We start from the raw sequence: 23,005 nt of genomic DNA, 5'->3' as shown, positions 1-23,005 counted from the left end.
GCATGAAAAAGGCAAGGCATAGACCTTTTGGTCATGCCTTGCCTTTTGAATGACAAATTGTCGTTCTGGGCGGCGCGCAGCGTCAACTGGTTGCGCGGTTCGTAGAACCGCGCAACATAAGAGCGCCCCCTCCCGCGCACGGAACGGGAGGGGGCTAAAGGTAGGAGTCTACCGGTGGGTTGACCCCACCGGACAGACGATGACCAAGTGATCCTCTACAGGATCGTCAAGGTTTCCGTGGGGCACCCGTTGGGTACTTAGATCAACACGCAGGCGACGGTCAGGATGATGGCGCAGACGACGGAGAGAACGACGATGAGCTTAAGGGCAAACTTGAGCCAGGTCGTCCACTCGATCTTGGCCAGGGCGAGACCGCCCATGATGGCACCGGAGGTCGGGGTGAACAGGTTCACGACACCGATGGCGGCGGAGAAGATCATGACCATGACCTCGGGCGAGAAGCCGAGCTTAACAGCCAGCGGTCCCATGATGGGCATGGAGACGGTAGCCATACCAGAGGTCGACGGGATCAGGAAGGACAGGCCGAAGTAGACCAGGAAGCTCATGGGAGCGAAGATCACGCCGGACAGACCAGCCAGGGCACTGGCGGCAGCGTCGAGGACGTAGACGTCGAGACCGGTGTTGGCCATGAGGACGGAGATGCCACGGGCGAGGGCGATGACGAGAACAACGGACATCATGTCGGCAGCGCCGGTGATGAAAGTGTTAACGATCTGCTTCTCGGACAGGCCACCGATGATACCGATCAGGATAGCCATGAGGAAGAACCAGGTGGAAGCCTCGTCGAAGTACCACTGGCCAATGGGCAGGCCGGTGATCAGGGCAGACCAGCCCTGGACGACGGTGTTACCGTCGGCATCGTAGACAGCGCCAGCGTCAAAGAAGTTGGCAACGCCCTCGTTGAGGTCGGCCAGCGGAATGAAGCCGACGATCATGACGACGAAGGTGAAGGCAAAGGCGATCAGAACACCCTTCTGACGACCGGTGAGCTTGACCTCCTTGTTAACCTCGGAAGCAGCCTTGCCGTGAGCCTCTTCGGCGTCCTTGAGCTCCTGCATCGACAGGATGGTGGAACCCTTGTCAGCCTTGACCTTCTTGGCATAGCCCATGACGAAGAAGATGGAAATGGCCGTGGTAACAATCCACAGGACGGCACCGAGGCCGATGATGATGGACTGGTTGACCTCAATGCCAACGCCGGTCAGAGCGTCGACGGCAGCGCCGACGGCGAACGGGTTAACCGTGGAGCCCAGGCAGCCGCAGCCAGCGCCGAGCAGGACGGTAGCGGCGCCGACCATGGGGTCGAAGCCGGCAGCCATCATGGTAGCGGCGAGCAGGGCGTAGAAGGGAACGGTCTCCTCGCACATACCATAGGTGGTACCACCGAGGGAGAAGATGAGCATAAGGACAGGAACGAGCATGATCTCGTTGCCCTTAAGCTTCTGCACCAGAACGGCGATGCCGTTGTCCAGAGCGCCAGTCTCGGTCATCATACCGAGGAAGCCGCCCAGGATCATAACGAAGAGGCAGACGGGCAGAGCGTCAGCGAAGCCCAGGATCGGGGCGGTGCAGAAATCGCTCAGACGGGCTGCAGTAACAGCGCCGCCGGACGTGCCGGAGACGATAACGGTAATCACTGCAACAATTGCCAGCAGAGCTAGAAGAATGGTGAACGATGAAGGCATACCGCGCTTTTTCTTAGCGGTCTCAGTCATAGTTCTCATCCCCCCTTCATAAATCATTTAACTTTCTCGCGCGAAGCGGATCTTCCGTGCCGTGCCCACCGCCCGACGCAAGATATTTACCAGACAAACCGCTCGGGGTGTGCAGCAATACACCCCGAGCGAAATGCTTAAAGGCTCTTACTTGAGCGTTGCGTACATGACAGCCTTGATGGTGTGCATGCGGTTCTCGGCCTCGTCGAAAACCTTGGAAGCGGGGCTCTCGAAGACCTCGTCGGTGACCTCCTGCTCGGTAATGCCGAACTGCTCGCACTTCTCGGCGCCAATCGTGGTGTTGGTGTCGTGGAAGCTGGGCAGGCAGTGCAGGAAGATGGCACCCGGGTTGGCCATAGCCATGACCTCGGAGGTGACACGATACGGGGTGAGCTGAGCGATGCGCTCGGCCCAAACCTCGTCAGGCTCGCCCATGGAGACCCACACGTCGGTGTAGATAACGTCGGCACCGGTGACGCCGTCCTTGACGTCGGTGGTCAGCTTGATGGTGCAGTCGTTAGCCTCGGCGATAGGCTTGCAGGCCTCGATGACGTCGTCAGCGGGCATGCACTCCTCGGGGCCACAGGCCACGAAATTCATGCCGAGCTTGGAGCAGACAACCATGAGGGAGCGAGCAACGTTGTTCTTGCAGTCGCCCATGAAGACGAGGGTCTTGCCCTTGATGTCGTAGTTGAAGTTCTCCTGGACGGTCAGGATGTCGGCGAGCATCTGGGTGGGATGCCACTCAGTGGTCAGGCCGTTCCACACGGGCACGCCGGACTTAGCGGCGAGCTCCTCGACGTCGTCCTGGGCAAAACCACGGAACTCGATGCCGTCATACATGCGGCCGAGAACGCGGGCGGTGTCCTCGATGGACTCCTTCTTGCCCATCTGCGACGAACCCGGATCGAGGTAGGTGACGCCCATGCCCAGATCCATGCCGCCGACCTCGAAGGCGCAGCGGGTACGAGTGGAGGTCTTCTGGAAGAGCAGAACGATGTTCTTGCCCTCGAGATAGCGATGCGGAACGCCAGCGCGCTTCATGTCCTTGAAGTTCTTGGAGAGCTTGAGCAGGTACTCGATCTCCTCGGTGGTAAGGTCGAGGAGCTTGAGGAAGCTACGGCCGGAGAGGTTAACACCCATGGTTCGTTTCCTTTCGAAAAATGAATTACGCAAGTATTCGTGTTGCCCGTTTGACGGGCAAAACCGGTGCGGTTGTAGGGGGACCGCACCGGAAACGGAAAGACTTAGAGGTCCTCGCGCCAGAAGGGCATGCTCATGCAGCGCGGGCCGCCACGGCCGCGGGAGAGCTCGGCGGAGGGCACGACGAGAAGGTCCAGGCCCTCCTTGTACAGCACGTCGTTGGTGACGGTGTTGCGGGCGTAGACGCAGATCTTGCCGGGCTCGACGCACAGGGTGTTGGAGCCGTCGTTCCACTGCTCGCGGGAGGCCGCGATCGGGTCGCCGCCGCCGCAGGGGATCAGCTTGACCTGGTCGACGCCGGTGGCGTCCTCCAGGACGTGCTCGAGGGTGTCCTCGATCAGGCGGATGTTCACGTCGCCCGGGTTCTTGCCGGCGGTCAGCTCGTAGACGCGCAGGGTGCCCATGATGGCGGGGTGGATCGTGAACTTATCGACGTCGATCTGGGTGAAGACCGTGTCGAGGTGCATGAAGGCGCGCGAGACCGGGATGTCGAAGGCCAGGATGCGCTCGACCTTGGAGTCGGAGTTCCAGAAGATGTTCTGGGCCATGACGTCGATAGCGGCGGCCTGGGTGCGCTGGGAGATGCCGACGGCGAGGGTCTTCTCGTTGATGTTCAGCACGTCGCCGCCCTCGGTGTGGAACTGGCAGTCGCGGCGGAAGTACAGGGAGACGTCCTTGTAGTCGGGGTGGTACTTGAAGACGTACTTGCCGTACAGGGTCTCGCGGTTGCGGGTGACCGAGTACATGCGGTTGAGGTTGACGCCCTCGCCGACGACCGCGAACGGGTCGCGGGTGAAGTAGAGGTTGGGCATCGGGTCGATGATCAGGTCGGACTCGGACTCGGAGTTGACCAGGGAGTCGAGGGTCGTGGAGGCCGTGAGGGGCATCTCGATCTCGGCCTTGGTCATGCCGGCCATGGTCTTCTTGACGAACTCGAGGTTGTCCTCGATGGAGTCCAGCTTCTCGCGGACGATCTGCGGCATGTGCTTCCCGCGGATGCCGGCCTCGGCGATGTACTGGTCGGTGAACTCGTCGCGGGCGCCGGGGACCTGGTCGAACACCTCGGCGACGAGGTTCTCGAGGTAGAGCACCTCGACGCCCTGGTCCCTCAGGATCTGGGCGAAGGTGTCGTGCTCCTGCTGCGCGACCTCCAGGAACGGGACGTCGTCGAACAGGAGCCGCTCGAGCTCGTCGGGCGGCAGGTTGAGGAGCTCGTCGCCGGGACGGTGCAGGCAGACCTTCCTGAGCTTGCCGATCTCGGAAGGCACGTGCAGACCTTTCGTCATGGCCTCCTACCTTTCTTTCGGGCCCTTGTCAGGGCCGATTCGTTAGCGCCCCTCCGTGTGAGGCGTTATTGCTGACGACATATTTATATCCAAAATCAACCCATACTTCCACCTCGCCCCCGAACGGTTTTTTATAGGGGGTGAACGGCATACACATATACTTCACGCATGGCACACTTCATCTTAATAAAGTGTATTTACGTGCTTAAACGCGTTTTCAATCCAAAAATCAAATGGAACTAAACTTTGTTAAACCACCCTCAGATTGCATATTTCGCGCAACTATATGAATAGAATTCGCAATTCTTGCTTTGTCTCAACCATTTTGAGTTTTATTCAAAAAAAAGTTCTTCCTATTCATTTTTTGTAAACAGATTACCGTTTACCAGACGTTGGATACCGTTCACCGGAAGCTTAGTATAAGGCCCGTCGAATACCCGATCGATCTTGCGTCTCCATTTGTAACAACTTGACTTTTCCGGCGGCAAAGACAAACAGACCCGCCCCCAAAAGGGGCGGGTCTGCATTCGGTACACCTAGGGCCAAGTAAGGTTTAGGCCTTCGCGGGCCTCAAGAGATTAGCAATCGAACTCGGCCAGTGCCTCGCCCAGAAGCCTCAAGCCCTTGCGAAGAACATTTTCGCTCGCGCAGTAGCCCAGGCGTGCGCCGCAGGGAAGCTCAAAACGGCTGCCGGGCACCAGCAGCACTCCCCTCTCGGACAACAGGCGCTTGCAGAACTCCTCGTCGTCCTCGGGAATATCAAGCTGGATAAACGAGGTAGACACGCCCTGTGGGGCCGTCCAGGAAACGCGATGTTGCGTATCGATCCAAGCCTGCGCGATATCGCGATTGCCAGACACGATCTTGCGGTTGCGCTCGAGAATCTTGTCCTTGTGCTCAAGCACATAGGTCGCCAGGGCATCGTTGAACACGCCGCCGCAGATCATGGTGTAATCGCGATAGGTGCGAATGCGATTGGACACCTCTTCGTCGGTCACGACCCAACCCACGCGGGCTGCAGGCGTCGAATAGGTCTTAGATACCGAGTTGGTGACAATGGCCTTCTCATACACGTCGGCCATCGACATAAAGGACTCGGTGTTCTCGAGCGGCAGATATACCTCGTCACACAGCACGTAGGCGCCCACCGAACGGGCAATCTCGGCAATCTGACCGAGCGTATCGGCATCAAGCACCGAACCGATGGGGTTCGAGGCGTTATTGATGCAGATGAGTTTCGTGTTGGGGCGAACGAGGCGCTTGAGTTCCTCGATATCGGGTTTCCATCCGAGTTCCTCGCGAAGCTCCCAATACTCGACCTCGGCGCCGAGCGAACGCGGAATCTCATAGAGCGGCGCATAGGTAGGCCACTCGGCGATGACATGATCGCCGGGCTCGACCACGGCCATGATGGCGTTGAGGTTGGCACCCGTGCAGCCATTGGTCTGCAGAATGTGATCGGGATTGACCTCGCGACGATAGAGCTTGGCGACCTCAGCCTTAAACTCCGGTGAACCCTCGATCCAGCCGTAGTTCATCTTCTCGCGGTCCAGGCGCTCATAGAACGTGGTGCCGTCCTGCTCGTCGAGCGCGCGCAGCTCACCCATGGTAAGCGAGGAGATCGTCGACTGGGCGATATCCCACGTGGCGCTCTTCTCCCAAACGTTGAGCCACTCCTCAACGCCGATTGTCTTGATATCCATGGTTAGGCTCCAATCGCTAGAACACGGGGGTGATGCCGGCAAAGGTCATGGGAATCGAGATGATGCCCAAAAGGCAAAGAAGCCGACACCGTTGGGGGGGTATCAACGTGACTGCCCCTAGTCATATGGGCCGCCTTATCTGATGTTAATTGAGCTTCATTAAACAAGAATGGGGCGGTGCGAAAGATCCGCACCGCCCCAATGGGAGACATCTAATGGCAGCTAGATGTTTGTTTTAAGACCTGTACGGGTCTTTGAAAACCTTAGAGGTCCTCGCGCCAGAAGGGCATGCTCATGCAGCGCGGGCCGCCACGGCCGCGGGAGAGCTCGGCGGAGGGCACGACGAGAAGGTCCAGGCCCTCCTTGTACAGCACGTCGTTGGTGACGGTGTTGCGGGCGTAGACGCAGATCTTGCCGGGCTCGACGCACAGGGTGTTGGAGCCGTCGTTCCACTGCTCGCGGGAGGCCGCGATCGGGTCGCCGCCGCCGCAGGGGATCAGCTTGACCTGGTCGACGCCGGTGGCGTCCTCCAGGACGTGCTCGAGGGTGTCCTCGATCAGGCGGATGTTCACGTCGCCCGGGTTCTTGCCGGCGGTCAGCTCGTAGACGCGCAGGGTGCCCATGATGGCGGGGTGGATCGTGAACTTATCGACGTCGATCTGGGTGAAGACCGTGTCGAGGTGCATGAAGGCGCGCGAGACCGGGATGTCGAAGGCCAGGATGCGCTCGACCTTGGAGTCGGAGTTCCAGAAGATGTTCTGGGCCATGACGTCGATAGCGGCGGCCTGGGTGCGCTGGGAGATGCCGACGGCGAGGGTCTTCTCGTTGATGTTCAGCACGTCGCCGCCCTCGGTGTGGAACTGGCAGTCGCGGCGGAAGTACAGGGAGACGTCCTTGTAGTCGGGGTGGTACTTGAAGACGTACTTGCCGTACAGGGTCTCGCGGTTGCGGGTGACCGAGTACATGCGGTTGAGGTTGACGCCCTCGCCGACGACCGCGAACGGGTCGCGGGTGAAGTAGAGGTTGGGCATCGGGTCGATGATCAGGTCGGACTCGGACTCGGAGTTGACCAGGGAGTCGAGGGTCGTGGAGGCCGTGAGGGGCATCTCGATCTCGGCCTTGGTCATGCCGGCCATGGTCTTCTTGACGAACTCGAGGTTGTCCTCGATGGAGTCCAGCTTCTCGCGGACGATCTGCGGCATGTGCTTCCCGCGGATGCCGGCCTCGGCGATGTACTGGTCGGTGAACTCGTCGCGGGCGCCGGGGACCTGGTCGAACACCTCGGCGACGAGGTTCTCGAGGTAGAGCACCTCGACGCCCTGGTCCCTCAGGATCTGGGCGAAGGTGTCGTGCTCCTGCTGCGCGACCTCCAGGAACGGGACGTCGTCGAACAGGAGCCGCTCGAGCTCGTCGGGCGGCAGGTTGAGGAGCTCGTCGCCGGGACGGTGCAGGCAGACCTTCCTGAGCTTGCCGATCTCGGAAGGCACGTGCAGACCTTTCGTCATGGCCTCCTACCTTTCTTTCGGGCCCTTGTCAGGGCCAAATGTATCAGCGCCCCTCCGTATGGAGCGCTGCTTGCTGACAGCTCTAGTTATATCCAAATTTCAACCGCAATTCCACCTCGCCCCCGAACGGTCAACAAAGTACGATGAACGGTATATCGCATATGATTTCCCATGATGCACTTCAGTTTCGTAAAGCAGATTTTCCTAGGTAAACGTTATTTTTCTAGGAAATCAAGATTGAACACTCAAAGTTATCCATGATTCAAAATTGCATAGCGAAAACGGTTTTCTGCATATAAATGACGCTTGTCCTCGATTCGACCTAAATTCGATTATATTCAGCTTGCTATCATTCTTATTCATACATTCTCACCAGTTGAGTGAGGATGTAGATCGCTTGTTCAAAGCACCGGACGTTAGTGCTTCGGATCGTCAGCGTAATAAGTAGGTAAAGATACCGTTCGCGCGATACGTCCGCGCCATAGGTCGACTAAATTGAGACAATAGCAAACAGTGTTAGGCTACCGTCCCTTTGGGGACTGAACGGACAGATGCATATGCCGAGCAAAATCGAAAAGAAGCAGAACGCCGCCAAGCTGCGCAAGAAACCGCGCGATTTCTCGTATACGCAAAATCGAGAGCTTAGCTGGCTACGCTTTGATAACCGCGTACTCGACGAAGCCTTCGATGAGTCAGTGCCACTGTTCGAGCGCCTTAAGTTCGTCTCGATCTTCGAGTCAAACCTCGACGAGTTTCTCATGGTGCGCGTGGGCGGCTTGTCCGATCTGGCAGAGCTCAAAAAACAGCCCGTCGACAACAAGAGCAATATGACTGCCTCCGAACAGGTCGATGCTGTCATGGCAGAGCTGCCCGGGCTCCTTACCCGCTGGGAGTCGATCTTTAAGAGCATCGAGGACAAGCTCGACACTCTGGGCGTTCACCGCGCCCGCATCGATTCGCTTACGCCCGAGGAACATACCTTTGTAACCCGCTACTTCCAGGCCTACGTATCACCGGTCATCTCGCCGCTGGTCATCGACCCGCGCCATCCCTTCCCCAACCTGCGCAACGGCGCGCTCTATCTGGCTTGTGGCCTGGACGGCATCACCGACGAGGAGAGCCTGCTGGGCCTTATCGAGATTCCCGCCTCGATGAACCGCGTGGTCGAAATCCCCTCTCCCACCGGCACCTACTCCTACATTCTGCTCGAGGACGTCATCCTCGCCTGCCTGGACAGCTGCTTCGGCTCCTATAAGCCGCTCGACCGCGCGCTCATCCGCGTCACCCGCAACGCCGACATCGATCCGGACGGCGAGGGCGTCGAGGAGGAAGAGGATTACCGCCAGCACATGAAGCGCATCCTCAAGAAGCGCCTGCGCCTGCAGCCGGTGGTACTCGCCGTATCGGGCTCGCTCGAAAAGCCAACGCTCAAGACCATCCGCAAAGCGCTCGAGCTTTCGCGCCGCTCGGTTTTTACCTGCGATATCCCGCTCAACCTGGGCTATGTCTTTGGCATCGAGGGCAAAATACCCGAGCATCTACGCAACGAGTTGCTCTTTACGCCGTTTAGGCCGCAGCCCAACCCCACCATCGATATGACCCGCTCCATCCGCGATCAGGTGCTGCAGCACGACAAGCTGCTCTTTTACCCTTACGAGACCATGAATCCGTTCTTGGACCTGGTGCACGAAGCAGCCTACGACCCCGAGTGCATCTCGCTTCGCATCACGCTCTACCGCGTGGCCAAACAAAGCCGCCTGTGCGAGTCGCTCATCGATGCTGCCGAAAACGGCAAAGAGGTTACAGTGCTCATGGAGCTCCGCGCCCGCTTTGACGAGCAAAACAACATCGAATGGGCCGAGCGGCTGGAAGAGGCCGGCTGCACCGTTATCTACGGCTCCGAGGGCTTTAAATGCCATTCCAAGATCTGCCAGCTCACCTATCGCGAGGGCATGGCGCTTACCCGTCTGACGCTTTTGGGTACCGGCAACTTTAACGAGAAGACGGCCAAGCTCTACAGCGACTTTATGCTCATGACCGCGCATCCCGGCATCGGCGAGGACGCTAACCTGTTCTTCCGCAACCTGTCGCTGGGCAACCTGCGCGGCGACTACCGCTTCCTGGGCGTGGCGCCCGTGGGCCTCAAGCCGCTCATCATGCGCGGCCTGGACCGCGAGATTCAGCGTGCCCTTGTCGGCGAGCCCGCCCGCGTGTTCTTTAAGCTCAACTCGCTTACCGACCGCGAGGTCATCGACAAGATCGCCGAGGCATCGTGTGCCGGTGTGCGCGTGGACATGATCATCCGCGGTATCTCGTGCCTCAAGCCCGGTGTTCCGGGCAAGACCGAGAACGTGCACGTGCGCTCCATCGTCGGACGCTTTTTGGAGCATGCGCGCGTCTATGCCTTTGGCGTGGACTCGGATATGATCTACCTGAGCTCGGCAGACATGATGACGCGCAACACCGAGCACCGCGTGGAGATCGCCTTCCCCGTGCTCGACCCCACCTGCCGCGCCCTGGTGCACGATTACATGAGCATGCAGCTGCGCGACAACGTGAAGGCACGCAGTCTGACGAGTGACGGCACCTGGATTCCCGTGGAGCGCAAAGAAGGCGAGAAGCCCTTCAACTCGCAGGAAGCTCTGCTGGAGCGTGCCTATCGCAACGCCGAGGCCGTCGCCAAGGCAGAACCTACGCTCGCATCCAAGCCTGAGCTCGAACCGCAGCCGGCCGCACCCGAGGTCCAGAAGGTTCAGGCAACCGTCATAGAGCCTGAGTCCGAGCCTGCTCCTCGGCCCCAACCGCAGGCGGCCAACCCCGCGTCCGAGAAGGGCGCCCGCCGCGAGAAGCCCGCTGGCAAGACCAAGACCATCGAGCGCCATCGCCCCGGTCGCGTGCGCATGGGACTGGGCCTGATCGGCCTAGGCCTTAAGACGCTCATTACCGGCAAGACGAAATAGACGTTTGTAGAAGCGCCCCGTATTTGAGGAATACCCCAAATACGGGGCGCTTTTCACTGCTACCATGGTTGCGAACAATACCGCGAATGACAGGCAGGAACATGAAACTCACCATAGAATCGATGACCTACGGCGCCGACGGACTGGCGCACGCCGACAACGGCAAGGCCGTCTTTGTGCAGGGCGCCGTGGCAGGTGACACCGTCGAGGCCGAGATCGTGCAGGACGGCAAGTCGTTTATGCGCGCCCGCACGACCGAGATTCTGGAGCCGGGCCCCGATCGCATTCAGCCCCCCTGCCCCTTCGTGGGCGTCTGCGGCGGTTGTTCGTGGGGCAATCTCTCGCGCACCGCGCAGCTTGCCGCCAAAGAGCAAAACCTGCGCTCCACGCTCGAGCGCATTGGCAAGTTCGCCCCCGAGCAGGTCAACGATCTTGTCCAGCCCATCCGCCACACCAAGGACGACTGGGGCTACCGCAACAAGATTGAGCTGGGGCCCACCCTCGTTAACGGCCGCGTTCGCCTTGGCATGCACGGCGTCGATCCCAGCAAGATCGTCACCGTAGATTCGTGCCCGCTGTTCGATAAGCGTTTTCCCAAGGCGCTCAAATCGGTCGTCGGCGCGCTCAACTATCTGAGCGGCAGTCACGATCTGGGTCTGGAGCGCGTGGGCATTCGCGCTTCGCGTCGCACCAAGGCGCTCGAGGTCGCACTTTGGACGCCCACGGGCTCCTTCCCGCGCTCGCAGGTCTCGCGCGTGTTGGCAGACGCCGCTCGCCCCACGAGCGTAGTGCGCGTCATGAGCAAGGGAGAGAAGAAAGCCCGCCGCGTCTCCAAGGTGGAGATGCTCGCCGGCGAGGGCTCCTGGACCGAGAACATCGCCGACGGCCAGATGCGCCTTTCTGCCCCATCGTTTTTCCAGGTCAACACCAAGGGCGCCGAGATTTTGATCGAGCTTGTCATGGAGGCGCTCGACCCGCAAGAAGATGAGCTTGCCATGGACCTGTACTGCGGCGCCGGCACCTTTACCCTGCCGCTCGCCCGCCGCTGTGATTTTGTTGCCGCCGTCGAGGCCTACGGCCCGGCCGTGCGCGACCTGCGCCGCAACCTCGAGATTAACAAGCTCGATAACGTCGATGTCATCGGCGGCGATGCCGTGCGCGAGTTCCCCGACCAGGATGCCGATGTCCTGGTGGTCGACCCGCCGCGTGCAGGTCTGGCACCCGAGGCAATCGACCTCATCGCCAGCACGAGCGCCCGCGACGTGGCCTACGTGAGCTGTGATCCGGCGACTTTGGCACGCGATCTTAAGCGCTTTGTCGAGGAAGGCACCTTCTCCCCCGTCAAGATCACGCCGGTCGACCTGTTCCCGCAAACCTTCCACTGCGAAACCGTCGCCCATCTCAAGCGCAACTAGACTGTTTGCCCAAGACCACACCCGATGATTTTTCTGGGACGGGGATAAAAATAAATTTGTTCCGAATGATTATTTAATCCCCGTCCCGAAATTAAACCGCCCCCCCCATTTCTTGGACATTGAACTGCCGCCCGAGAAAGCTAAACGCCTTCTGGCAGGTTGTCCCGGGCCGAGGGCGGCCGCCTCGACCGCCCTCGGCCCTCACCCACCTCAACTGCCCTCAACTACATAGAGCTGGTCGAGAAGGGCCCAAGCTAGCAGGCGCCTTCCTCGTCGTCGTTGGGCTGGTAGGTGATGAACTCGATGACGAAGGCCAGGACGGCAGAGACGAGCGAGGCGATGATCGCGAAGATCATGTGGGAGATCCCGGCGCCACCAGGGGTCCCGTCGATGAAGTTGAGCAGGTTGAAGACACCGAGGCCACCCGAGATGTACATGAGGGCGCCCGTCATTCCCACGATGGCGCCGCCCACGGCGGAGCTCAGGCATGCCACGACGAACGCGCGCTTGTTGGGGAGGGCGATGCCGTAGATGCCCGGCTCGGTGACGCCGAAGAAGAAGGCGGAGATCATCGCGGGAAGGGCGATGCCGCGGAAGCGCTCGTCCTTGTTTCTAAGATACATGGCAAAGATGACCGCTCCGAGCGCGAACCCGTGGCCGATGGTGGCGGCGAGCACGCTGTCGTGGCCGAGGGTGTTCAGGTTCATGATGGAGATGGGGATGAGGCTCCAGTGGAAGCCAAAGATGACGAGGCACATCCACAGTCCGCCGACCAGGGCGCTGCCCAAGACGGAACCAACCACGGGAAGCTGGAAAATGAACGAGAACGCCGCGCTCAGCAGGTTGGTGATGAGGGTGGCCACCGGGCCGATGACGAGGTAGCCCAAGACGATGGAGACCGTCATCGTGGCGAGCGGGACGAGGAACATCTTGAGCGCAGCCGGCATCCAGCTCTTGAGCCAGCGCTCAATGATAGAGCCGAACCACACCATGAGAAGGACGGGAATCACCGAGCTCACGTAGCCGGACACGGGCATGATGATGGGGACCCCGAGGGCGGTGGCGTACCACGAGAACGTGCCGGCCACGCCGAGGTCGATGCTGCCGAGCGCCTCGCCCGAGGTCAGGGCGACCATCGTCGGGTAGAGGAGCGCCACGCCGATTGCCACGCCAGTGAACTCGTTCATGCGGAACTTGCGCGCGGCACTGAACGCCAGGGCGACGGGAAGGAAGTAGAAGAAGCCGTCAGCCACGGTGTAGAGCAGCGTGTAGAGGCCGTCGTTTGCAAAGGCCGGGACGAAGTAGGTGATGAGGGCAAGCAGTCCCTTCATGATGCCTGCGGCGGCAAGCGGTCCCAGGATGGGCTGGAAGATGCCAGAGATGAGGTCGATGATGACGGAGGCAACGGTCTTATCGCCCTGGGGCTCGTCGTCGGCGCTTGCGCCGCCCGAGAAGTTACCGGCCTCCAGGACCGCGTCGTAGACGTCCTCGACGATGTTACCCACGACCACCTGGTACTGGCCGTTGGCCTGGATGACCTGGATGACGCCCTTGAGGGCCTCGATCTTGGCCGTGTTGGCGCGGGACTCGTCCTTGAGCTTGAAGCGCACGCGCGTGATGCAGTGCGCGACGCTGGCGACGTTCTCGGCGCCGCCTACGTTCTCGAGTATGGATCTGGCCAGATCGTCGTATTTTTCAGCCATTATTTTCTCCTTAGTGATATTGCCCGGGCGGCTAGCCCAGGTCGCCTCCGTTGGTGGCGATGGCCTGTTGGTACCAGTAGAAGCTCTTCTTGCGCCTGCGCTCGAGCGTGCCGTTGCCCAGGTTGTCGCGGTCCACGTAGATGAAGCCGTAGCGCTTCTCCATCTCGCCGGAGCCCGCGCTCACGAGGTCGATTGGCCCCCAGGTGGTGTAGCCGAGCATCTCGACGCCGTCCTGCTCGATGGCGTCGCGCATGGCCTCGATGTGCTCGCGCAGGTAGGCGATACGGTAGTCGTCCTCGATCGTGCCGTCGGGAAGCACCTCGTCATAGGCGCCGAGGCCGTTCTCCACCACAAAGAGCGGCTTTTGGTAGCGGTCCCAGAGGTCGTTGATCGTGATGCGGAATCCCAGCGGGTCGATGACCCAGCCCCAGTCGCTCGTGCGCACGTAGGGGTTCTCCACGCCGGCGAAGGCGTTGCCCTCGGCGACGCCGCCCACGGAATCGGGGTCGCCCGCGGTGCAGCGCGAGGAGTAGTAGCTAAACGAGATGAAGTCGACGGTGTTCTCCGCAAGGATGCGCTCGTCCTCGGCGGTCATGCCCACGTCGATGCCCTCGCGCTCGAGCATCTTGAGCGCGTAGCCGGGGTAGTGCCCGCGCGCCTGCACGTCCACGAAGAAGAGGTCCTCCTGGTTCTTGACCTGCGCCGCGCGGACGTCCTCGGGGCGGCAGGAGTAGGGGTAGTAGCTTCCCGCGGCGAGCATGCAGCCCACCTTGTTCTCCGGGTCGACCTCGTGGGCGATCTTGGTGGCCCAGGCGCTGGCCACGAGCTCGTTGTGCGCGGCGCGGTACTCGGCCTCGCGGGCATTCTCCCCGGGCTCGAGGACGATGCCGGCACCCATGAAGGGACGGTGCAAGATCATGTTCATCTCGTTGAACGTGATCCACCAGCGCACGAGGCCGCGGTAGCGGTTGAAGAGCACCGTCACGAGCCGCTTGTAGAGCTCAATAAGGGTGCGGTTTCGCCAGGCGCCGTACTTCTTGACGAGGTGGATGGGGCAGTCGAAGTGCGTGATGGTCACGAGGGGCTCGATCCCGTGCTCGCGGCAGCAGCGGAACACGTCCTCGTAGAAGGCGAGCCCGGCCTCGTTGGGCTCCTCCTCGTCGCCGTTGGGAAAGATGCGGCTCCAGGCGATGGAGAGGCGAAAGACCTTGAAGCCCATCTCCGCGAAGAGGGCTATGTCCTCGCGGTAGCGGTGGTAGAAGTCGATGCCCGTCTGGGCCGGGTAGTAGTACCCGGGCTCGAAGTCGAGCATGCGCCTCAGGCCACGACTCACGTCGTTGCGCTCCGACCCGTGTGGGATGACGTCGACATTGGCAAGGCCGCGGCCGCCCTCGTCATAACCTCCCTCGCATTGGTTGGCGGCGGTGGCTCCTCCCCAAAGGAACCCTTTTGGAAATGGCATGGTGCCTCCTTCTCTCTGGCGTCCCCACCTCTGCGGGGGACGCTTTAATAACGTCCTTGCGACCTCACGCGCCGGGCCCGTGGCCCTTTCCCTGATGCGCGCGGGCCGCCTGTGAAGGGATGACTAGCTGACGGCTTGTCCTGCGGCGGCGCGACGTGCCTCCCGGCCTCCGACCAGGGAGGGGACCTGCGCCAGGCACACGCCGGCGAGGATGATGGCGACGCCCAGCCACTCGACGACGCCGAGCGGCTCGCCGAGGACGATCATGGCGATGAGCAGGCCGGCGGGGAGTTCCGCGGCGGCCATGACAGTGGAGAGGCCCGCGGGCAGGTGCGGAGAGCCCATGCCGAAGAGCAGGACCGGGCAGAGCATGCCAAAGAAGCCGGCGATGACGGCAAAGGGCAGGATGCCCTGGGCGAGGACGCCCGAGACGACGTAGTCCGGGCACACCGTGAGCGACATGACCACGGAGCCCGCGCATACGATGACGCCACGCTGCTCGGACGAGCAGGGGGCCTCGACCTTGCCGGAGAGGGTGACAAAGAGGGAGCAGGACACGGCCGCCCCCAGCGCGCAGAGCAGGGCCACGGGGTCGTACCCGGTGATGCCGGTCTTGTAAACGCCGCTGGCGAACACCGTTCCGAAGACGATGACCAGGGCGGAGACCACTTGGAGGGCCCTCGGCGGTCGGCGCGTCATGACGGTCTGCCACAGGAGCCCCAGCCACGTGAACTGGAAGAGGAGCGTGAGCGCCACCGGGGCGGGCAGCACGCTCATGGCGTAGCAGTAGAGGATTGAGGTGAGGCAGGTGAGGGCTCCCAGGCCCATGAGCTTGAGGGCGAGCTTCCAGCCCACGCGCTGCCAGCGGTGCCCGAGTGCGTGGCCCGCGAGTGTGGCGAGGGCGAAGAAGAGGCAGCCGAACCACGCCTGGCTCGCCACCACCTGCGCCGAGGTGAAGCCCGCGGCGTAGGCGAGCTTGTAGGTCGTGGCCATCGCGCCGTAGCAGGCGCCGCCCGCAAAGACCTGGAGCGCAGCCTTGGCCTGTCCCGCGCCCGTGGCTCCTGCCCCGGCGGCCTGTTGCTTGATTGTGTTTGTTCCTGCCATTAGGCTCCCTTCCGTCTGCTGTCTTGCAGATGCACGTCTCGTGCGTCTGTTCCCTGCAGTCGGAAGGTGGGCTCGTGCGGTCTTCTGGCGGTGCATGTGGCACCTGCTGCCAAGACGAAAAAAGCCACGCAACCGACTGCTCGGTTGCGTGGCAAAAAGGTGGCTAGCGCCCAGAAAAGTCCACGCGTTTTTAGACTGAGACAAAATACTACAACAGGTGAGATTCCGTCAAGAAAAACCGAAGAAAAAGTGAGTCTCTGCCCGCCGTACCTGCGGCGGTCGTTCCCCGAACGGGGCGGTGCGTTGGGGACTGTCTCGATCTGTAACAGTAAGACCCGGTTTTGGTCCGTAGATGTTACAGATTTAGACGTTTTGTCGGGGCGGTTTCCGTTTGTCTTGATCTGTAACAGTTAGGGGTCAAAAGTGGGTCTAGATGTTACAGATTGAGATTGTTGAGGATGGGTGAGGGTAGCTAAAATAGCCCCGTCCCTTTTTAAACATTGGGAAATCGAGCGTGGCAAGCATAGGTCTTCGGGGTATAAGACGGCTAATTGTATGCCGCCTTACGAAAGGAACCCTCATGCCCAGCGTTGCCGTTCTCGCCGCCGATGGCTTTGAAACTATTGAATGCCTGACCATGGTCGATGTCATGCGTCGCGGCGGCGTGCGCGCCACGCTCGTCTCGATCATGCCCACACGCGAGGTCGTGAGCTCGCTGCAGATTCCCGTGACCTGCGATGCGCTCTTTGACGAAATCAACTTTGAGGAGTACGACTGCATCGTGCTGCCCGGCGGCCTGCCCGGAGCCACCAACTTGCGCGCCGACCAGCGTGTCTGCGATGTAGTCTGCGAGTTCGCCGCAACCAAGCACGTTGCCGCCATCTGCGCCGCCCCGTTTATCCTGGGCGAGCTTGGTCTGCTCGAGGGACGCCGAGCCACGTGCTTCCCCGGCTTTGAGAAGAGCTTCCCCGAGGGTGCTTATACCGGCGAGAAGGTCACGCAAGACGGCAACATCATCACTGCCAGCGGCATGGCACAGTCACTTCCCTTTGCCTTGGAGCTGCTGCGCACACTCGCCGGCGACAAGGCCGTCGAGAAGGTTGCCGAGGGCATCCAGCTATGATTTTGGCTTCGCAATCGCCGCGCCGCATAGAGCTGATGCGCGAGGCGGGCTATGACGTTCGCGTAATTCCCGCAGATATCGACGAAACACCTTTTGATGGCGAAGCTCCGCTTAGGCTTGTCGAACGCTTGGCACGCGCCAAAGCCGCTGCCGTTGCCTCCGAGCACGCCGAACCCAACGAACTGACTGTCGCAGCCGATACCATTGTCACCTTTGACGGGCAAATTTTGGGCAAGCCGGCAGACGAGAACGAGGCACGCACCATGCTCCGCGAGCTTTCGGGCCGCACGCACCAGGTGGCAACCGGCGTCTGCATCGTTAAAGCCGGCGACGCTGCAGCTCCGCATGCCGCCGAAAGTCTGTCGTTTGTCGATGTGACCGACGTGACGTTCTATGAGCTTACCGAGGAGCAGATCGGGCACTATGTTGCCTCCGGCGAACCCATGGACAAGGCCGGAGCCTACGGTATCCAGGGCACAGGCGGCCGCATGCTCGTGCATGACATTTCGGGCGACTTCTACAACGTGGTGGGCTTACCCATCGCTCGCGTCGCACGCGCGATTCAAAAACTCTCGTAATTGCATCTGGCGCTGGGTATCCCCCGGCGCCTACAATTTTGCCGTACCGTACGGATCCCGACCGAGCATAAGGCCCGGCGGAAAACCGATAGGAGAAAACATGGACACACTGCTCGAAGCCATTGACGTTTGCGATGTCGATGGCTTTTGCTTTGGCAACTATACAGACGAGGAGGCCGGTACCGGCTGCACCGTAATCGTGGCGCCCGAGGGTGCCACCGGCGGCGTTGACGTACGTGGTGGCGCTCCCGCTTCGCGCGAGACCGATCTGCTGCGTCCCGAGAACACCGTCGATAAGGTCCACGCCGTCTGCCTTTCGGGTGGTTCGGCCTTTGGTCTCGAAGCGGCAAGCGGCGTGGCCCGCGAACTCGAGAGCCGCGGCATCGGCCTGCCCGTCGGCCCCACGCAGGTGCCCATCGTTTGTTCCAGCTGCATCTTCGACCTCGCCTTTGGCGATCCCACCGTGCGTCCCGACATTAAGGCCGGTATCGCCGCCGTGCGCGAGGCGCTCGACCATACCCCCACCACACTCGATCAGGGCAATGTAGGTGCCGGCACCGGCGCCACCGTAGGCAAGCTCATGGGGCCCGCCACCTGCATGAAGGCTGGCCTTGGAGCTGCTGCCGTGGCACTGGGCGCCGTCAAGGTGGGCGCCGTGGTCTCGGTCAACGCCTGTGGCAACGTGGTCGACCCGACCACCGGCGAGTGGGTGGCCGGCATGCGCGCCGCAGCCGATAGCGACCAGATCGTCGACATGGAGCTCGCCGCCCTTGCCGCCGCCGGCTCTATGAAAATGCCACTCGACCGCACCAACACCACCATCAGCTGCATCGTCACCAACGTGGAGCTCACTAAGGCCCAGGCCACCAAGGTCTCCCAGATGGCCGCAGACGCCTATGCACACGCCATCCGCCCCACACACACCACCAACGACGGTGACACCATCTACACCCTTGCCAGCGGCAAGCTGGGCAGCCAGGCAAGCGCCGCCGTTCCCCTAGACCTGCTGGGCATGCTCGCCGTAAGGGCCCTGGAAACCGCCATCGTAAACGGAGCCAAAACCGCCAAAACATCCCACGGCATCCCCGGCGTTGCGAAGTAAACTAGCTCGCCCGGTTGCCCGGTTGGTCTTGGTTATGTTTGCTGCTCTACAGTCCTGGCTCGCACGAAGAGCACATTAAGTGCTCTTCGGCTCGTGCGGAACTCGCGACAAACATAACCAAGACCAACCGGGCAACCTACTCAACAAGATCTCTTTCAGCCTAGGCCCCTGTGTACCGCGCGTCCAAGATCTTCAAATTCAGGCAGCCTGACAATCGATTCTTATAGCAAAGGCCCCTTGGCCTTTAGTTTGATACAAGTTCCGCACGAGCCGGAAAGCACTTAATGTGCTTTCCGTGCGAGCAGGACTGTTCGCAGTAGCAAACTAAAGGCCAAGGGGCCCAGTCAACCTATCAGCAGCGATTACTCAACAGCTAGTTGAATTTGAAGATCTTTGAGGCAAGACGGTATAGGCCGAGTGTGGTTTTGTCTCCAGCCCGCCCGTGCAGGTTGGTAAAGAAGCCGACCACACCGTAGCGTGCACGACGATACATACGCTCGTCGTAGGCCTTCAAATCACTCCACAATGTCGTCAGGCGCTCGTCGGCGCAATCCTCATCGGAAAGCTTGGTTAGCACCGAACAAATTGCCATCATCATGGTGAAATAGCCCATCATGTACGCGCGCAGACGCGACGACTCGACATCGCTGTACAGATGGAACGCCTCCATCATAATGCGCGTCACGCGAAACTGCTGGTCCAGACGTTTGACCATCGTGGCCTCGTTGACGCTCTGGCCCTCGCGACCGATAAAGTAACGATAGAGGTCGATGTCGGCGTAGTACATGGTCTTGCAGCGCGGCAGCGGCACATAGGCGTAGATATTGTCGACATAGAACGTGTGCGACGGCATAGGCAGATTGGACGCGCGCAGCACATCCGTGCGATAACACAGGCTGTGCATGAGCAAATTCTGGTCCGGGCGGAAATGGCCAATCTGGTCCCAGGTAAAGATCTTTTTGCGCGGCAGGGCAAACTTGTAACCAATAGCGGTATGCGTACCCTCGTAAACCTTCTCGTACACATAGTTCGAGATAAACAGATCGACGCGCTGGTCGCGCTCCTCAAAGCCACGCAGAATCGAAAGCATGGTCGAAAGCGCCGCACCGTCGAGCCAGTCATCCGAGTCGACGACCTTGTAGTAGGTGCCCTGCGCCTCGCGCAGGCCCGAGAGGACGGCCATGCCGTGGCCGCCGTTCTCCTGATGCACCGCGCGGATGATACCGGGGTAACGCGCCTCCCACTCATCGGCCTTAGCTGCCGTCTCGTCCATGGAACCGTCATCGACGATGATGATCTCGATATCGGTGGCGTAATTGCTCCCCTCCAGAATGGAGGTGATGCAATGGTCCATGTCCTTGGCGGCGTTATACGAGGGAATACCGAATGATATGACTTTATGCATGGCAGGCGATAATCTCATCCGAAAGATCGAGGGCAGAGTTGGTCACGGCATCCATATCATAGTAACGATACTCGGCCAGGCGACCCACCGGGTGGAAGTTCGTCAGGTTCTGGACGCGCTCAAGATAGCGCTCATAGAGCTCGCGGTTCTTGGGCTCCAGAATGGCGTAATAGGGCGTCTCGCCCGAGCCGGGCGTATAGGACTTGGAATACTCCTTCATGATGGTGGTCTTGCCGGGCAGGACCTGACCAGTCATGTTCTTGAACTCGGTGATACGCGTGTAATCCTCGCTCGTGGTGTAATTGACGGTGCCCACGGGCTGGAACTGGTCCATATCGAGCGTCTCGAACTTCATGTCGAGCGTACGGTACGGCAGAGCGCCCAAGTCGAGGTTGAACAGCTCGTCGAGCGGACCGGTGTAGACGATCTCGCCGCCATAGACCTTGCCGTCGATCTTGACGGTGGTCTCGTCAATCTCAAAGAGGTCGCGGGCATCCACGTCGCAGAACACATCAATCAGATCGTGGTCGAGCATATGCTCGAACAACGCGGTATAGCCGCCCTGCGGCATGCCCTGGAAGGGAGCCTGCGGGAAATAGCGGTCATCGTCGCCCACAAAGACGGGAACGCGGCCGGTGATCGAGGGATCGATCTGGTCGGGCGTCTGGCCCCACTGCTTCATGGTGTAATGCAAAAAGACGTTCTCGTAGACGTAATCGGCGACCTCGGCAAGATCCGGGTCGTTCTTCTTGCGCAGCTCCATGATGGGCACCTTGACGTCCTTGCCAAAGGTCTCCACGAGCTTCTGATACAGCTCCTCGCCGCGCTCATCGCCAAAGGCGAGCTTGAGGCTCGCGTGGTTAAAGGGCACGGGCATAAGGGTGCCGTTGATGTTGGCGAGCACCTTGTGCTGGTAGTCCGTCCACTTGGTAAAGCGCGACAGAAAATTGTGGACGCGCTCGTTAAAGGTATGGTAAATGTGCGGACCATACTCGTGGACCAGGATCCCGGCCTCATCAAAGCAGTCGTAAGCATTGCCCGCAATGTGGCCACGGCGCTCCAAAACGGCAACGCGATAGCCGATGGTCTCGGCAAGACGGCGGGCACAAACGGCACCGGCATACCCGGCACCGACGACAATCATGTCATATGCGCCGGCGTTAAAGCCTTCAGGCAGGCCTGAGGTAATCTGCATCGATACTCCTTGTCAAAAGCCACAGGCTCGTTAGCTGGGCTTTTCTCGAACATTCTTCGAGACATATTTATCAGAGCGATTATAGCGCTAATGCGTCCTATAATGAGCTTGCCACACAAGGAAAGCTCAAGCACCCCGGCGTACATATTTGAAAGGTAAACCCGCTAGCAGCGGGTTTATTCGTGGACAGCCGGACGCCTGGAGCTTAGCGAAACGCTTGTAAGGAGTAACATGAGCGATTTCCTAAACCGTATGAAGTCTGCCGCCAAGGCCGACCTTAAGACGATCGTCCTGCCCGAGGGCGAAGATCCGCGCACCATCATCGCAGCTACCAAGATCATCGAGGAGGGCTTGGCAAAGATCGTCATCTTGGGCAACCCCGACGAGATCGACGTTCCCGGCGCTACCGTCATCGACCCGCGCAATGCCGAGAAGCACGAGGAGTACGCGCAGAAGTTTGCCGAGCTCCGCGCCAAGAAGGGCGTCACCATCGAGCAGGCTCGCGCCCAGGTGATGGACGCCACCTACTTTGGCACCATGATGGTCAAGATGGGCGATGCCGATGGCCTGGTCTCCGGCGCCTGCCACTCCACCGCCGACACCCTGCGCCCCGCGCTGCAGATCCTCAAGACCGCCCCGGGCACCAAGCTGGTCTCGGCCTTCTTTGTGATGTGCACCGACACCCCGCAGTTCGGCACCGACGGCACGCTGATCTTCGCCGACTGCGGCCTCAACATCAACCCGTCCTCCGATGAGCTCTCCGAGATCGCCATCGCCTCCGCTCACTCTTGGTCCACCTTCATGGGCAACGTTGAGCCGCACGTGGCCATGCTCTCCTACTCCACCATGGGTTCCGCCGGCGGCGAAGTCGCCAAGAAGGTCCAGGAGGCCGTGAAGTTCTGCAAGGAGAAGGCCCCCGAGCTCGCCATCGATGGCGACCTGCAGCTCGACGCCGCCATCGTCCCCAACGTCGCCCAGCTCAAGGCTCCCGGCTCCTCCGTTGCCGGCAAGGCCAACGTGCTCGTGTTTCCCGACCTCGAGGCCGGCAACATCGGCTACAAGCTGGTCCAGCGCTTCGCCGGCGCCGACGCCTACGGCCCCATCCTGCAGGGCATCGCCAAGCCGGTTAACGACCTTTCGCGCGGCTGCTCTGCCGACGACATCGTGGGTGTCGTAGCCATCACCGCCGTCCAGGCTCAGATGGCTGAGTAGCGCACGCACTCGCCCGAAGGCCGTACGGGCTAACCCCTGAAAACGTCCTCGACCAATGAAACGCCCCCGTTCTGCTCCTTCGGAGCTACGAACGGGGGCGTTTCTGGTCTGCGGATTGTTTTCAGGGGTTAGCCCGTACGGCCTTCTACCGCCACGTAGCATTCAGGGGATCTGGAGTGGACGGCGTCTTGGCTACGAGCTGGAGCTGAGAATCCTGAACGGATGGGTGTCGTTGCTGAAAGTGCAGACGTTGATGGCGGCAATCACTTTGGATGCGAAATGTTGGCTGCGGTTCGATGTCTGGCCCACCGGA

General features: G+C 60.6%; 16 protein-coding genes. 6 read left to right on the top strand and 10 right to left on the bottom strand.

Translation table 11 applies throughout. The features are described from left to right. Window positions 1-257 precede the first annotated feature (257 nt). The 5 genes from ACTQWD_RS01495 to arcA (ACTQWD_RS01475) all read right to left on the bottom strand — a co-directional run bounded on the left by ACTQWD_RS01495 (window position 258) and on the right by arcA (ACTQWD_RS01475) (window position 7,433). Window positions 258-1,745 carry a YfcC family protein gene (locus ACTQWD_RS01495; RefSeq protein WP_370450555.1) on the bottom strand — a complete coding sequence of 496 codons (1,488 nt, stop codon included), beginning with the start codon at window positions 1,743-1,745 and terminating at the stop codon, window positions 258-260. A gap of 138 nt (window positions 1,746-1,883) precedes the next feature. Further along, on the bottom strand, window positions 1,884-2,879 hold the full coding sequence (argF, locus tag ACTQWD_RS01490; protein WP_154515223.1) for an ornithine carbamoyltransferase: 996 nt from the start codon (window positions 2,877-2,879) through the stop codon (window positions 1,884-1,886). A 104-nt stretch (window positions 2,880-2,983) separates the two neighbouring features. Continuing rightward, window positions 2,984-4,225: an arginine deiminase gene (gene arcA / locus ACTQWD_RS01485; RefSeq protein WP_427719164.1), complete on the bottom strand. Its 1,242-nt coding sequence runs from the start codon at window positions 4,223-4,225 to the stop codon at window positions 2,984-2,986. Window positions 4,226-4,803: 578 nt separating this feature from the next. Further along, the gene (locus ACTQWD_RS01480) at window positions 4,804-5,928 is read right to left on the bottom strand and encodes an aminotransferase (protein WP_441559090.1); all 1,125 of its coding nucleotides are present in this window, start codon (window positions 5,926-5,928) and stop codon (window positions 4,804-4,806) included. 263 nt (window positions 5,929-6,191) lie between these two features. Next, window positions 6,192-7,433 carry an arginine deiminase gene (gene arcA, locus ACTQWD_RS01475; protein WP_427719164.1) on the bottom strand — a complete coding sequence of 414 codons (1,242 nt, stop codon included), beginning with the start codon at window positions 7,431-7,433 and terminating at the stop codon, window positions 6,192-6,194. Window positions 7,434-7,984: 551 nt separating this feature from the next. Between arcA (ACTQWD_RS01475) and ppk1 the strand changes: the two genes are divergently transcribed. After that, window positions 7,985-10,393: a polyphosphate kinase 1 gene (gene ppk1 / locus ACTQWD_RS01470; protein ID WP_441559089.1), complete on the top strand. Its 2,409-nt coding sequence runs from the start codon at window positions 7,985-7,987 to the stop codon at window positions 10,391-10,393. Window positions 10,394-10,479: 86 nt separating this feature from the next. Further along, window positions 10,480-11,808 carry a 23S rRNA (uracil(1939)-C(5))-methyltransferase RlmD gene (gene rlmD, locus ACTQWD_RS01465; protein ID WP_441559088.1) on the top strand — a complete coding sequence of 443 codons (1,329 nt, stop codon included), beginning with the start codon at window positions 10,480-10,482 and terminating at the stop codon, window positions 11,806-11,808. 254 nt (window positions 11,809-12,062) lie between these two features. Here the strand turns inward: rlmD and ACTQWD_RS01460 are convergent, their stop codons facing one another. The 3 genes from ACTQWD_RS01460 to ACTQWD_RS01450 form a co-directional block, all read right to left on the bottom strand. Beyond that, on the bottom strand, window positions 12,063-13,511 hold the full coding sequence (locus tag ACTQWD_RS01460; protein WP_441559087.1) for a PTS transporter subunit EIIC: 1,449 nt from the start codon (window positions 13,509-13,511) through the stop codon (window positions 12,063-12,065). 31 nt (window positions 13,512-13,542) lie between these two features. Further along, entirely contained in the window at window positions 13,543-14,973 is a 1,431-nt protein-coding gene (locus ACTQWD_RS01455) for a 6-phospho-beta-glucosidase (protein ID WP_441559086.1), read from the bottom strand. A 123-nt stretch (window positions 14,974-15,096) separates the two neighbouring features. Beyond that, window positions 15,097-16,077, bottom strand: coding sequence for an EamA/RhaT family transporter (locus ACTQWD_RS01450; RefSeq protein WP_441559085.1), 981 nt, complete (start codon window positions 16,075-16,077; stop codon window positions 15,097-15,099). A gap of 580 nt (window positions 16,078-16,657) precedes the next feature. On the opposite strand from ACTQWD_RS01450, the gene ACTQWD_RS01445 reads away from it, so the two are divergent. From ACTQWD_RS01445 to ACTQWD_RS01435, 3 genes are all read left to right on the top strand, one after another. Then, window positions 16,658-17,200: a DJ-1 family glyoxalase III gene (locus tag ACTQWD_RS01445; protein ID WP_427718432.1), complete on the top strand. Its 543-nt coding sequence runs from the start codon at window positions 16,658-16,660 to the stop codon at window positions 17,198-17,200. Then, window positions 17,197-17,778 carry a Maf family protein gene (locus ACTQWD_RS01440; RefSeq protein ID WP_441559084.1) on the top strand — a complete coding sequence of 194 codons (582 nt, stop codon included), beginning with the start codon at window positions 17,197-17,199 and terminating at the stop codon, window positions 17,776-17,778. Before ACTQWD_RS01445 ends, ACTQWD_RS01440 begins: the two co-directional genes overlap by 4 nt. 100 nt (window positions 17,779-17,878) lie before the next feature. Beyond that, window positions 17,879-18,880: a P1 family peptidase gene (locus ACTQWD_RS01435; protein WP_441559083.1), complete on the top strand. Its 1,002-nt coding sequence runs from the start codon at window positions 17,879-17,881 to the stop codon at window positions 18,878-18,880. A gap of 373 nt (window positions 18,881-19,253) precedes the next feature. On the opposite strand, the gene ACTQWD_RS01430 is transcribed toward ACTQWD_RS01435, so the two are convergent. Together ACTQWD_RS01430 and glf are read right to left on the bottom strand one after the other, a co-directional pair. Next, window positions 19,254-20,285 (bottom strand): glycosyltransferase family 2 protein, encoded by a 1,032-nt coding sequence (locus ACTQWD_RS01430; RefSeq protein ID WP_441559082.1) that lies wholly within the window; start codon window positions 20,283-20,285, stop codon window positions 19,254-19,256. Next, entirely contained in the window at window positions 20,278-21,480 is a 1,203-nt protein-coding gene (gene glf, locus ACTQWD_RS01425) for a UDP-galactopyranose mutase (protein ID WP_441559081.1), read from the bottom strand. Before glf ends, ACTQWD_RS01430 begins: the two co-directional genes overlap by 8 nt. A 231-nt stretch (window positions 21,481-21,711) precedes the next feature. Between glf and pta the strand changes: the two genes are divergently transcribed. Next, window positions 21,712-22,692 (top strand): phosphate acetyltransferase, encoded by a 981-nt coding sequence (gene pta / locus ACTQWD_RS01420; RefSeq protein ID WP_441540627.1) that lies wholly within the window; start codon window positions 21,712-21,714, stop codon window positions 22,690-22,692. Window positions 22,693-23,005: the final 313 nt, after the last annotated feature.

Source organism: Collinsella sp. LCP19S3_B6 (genome assembly GCF_052121815.1).
Taxonomy (GTDB): domain Bacteria; phylum Actinomycetota; class Coriobacteriia; order Coriobacteriales; family Coriobacteriaceae; genus Collinsella.
Note: the sequence above shows the minus strand (reverse complement) of the source record. Positions and strands in the feature narration are given on the sequence as shown.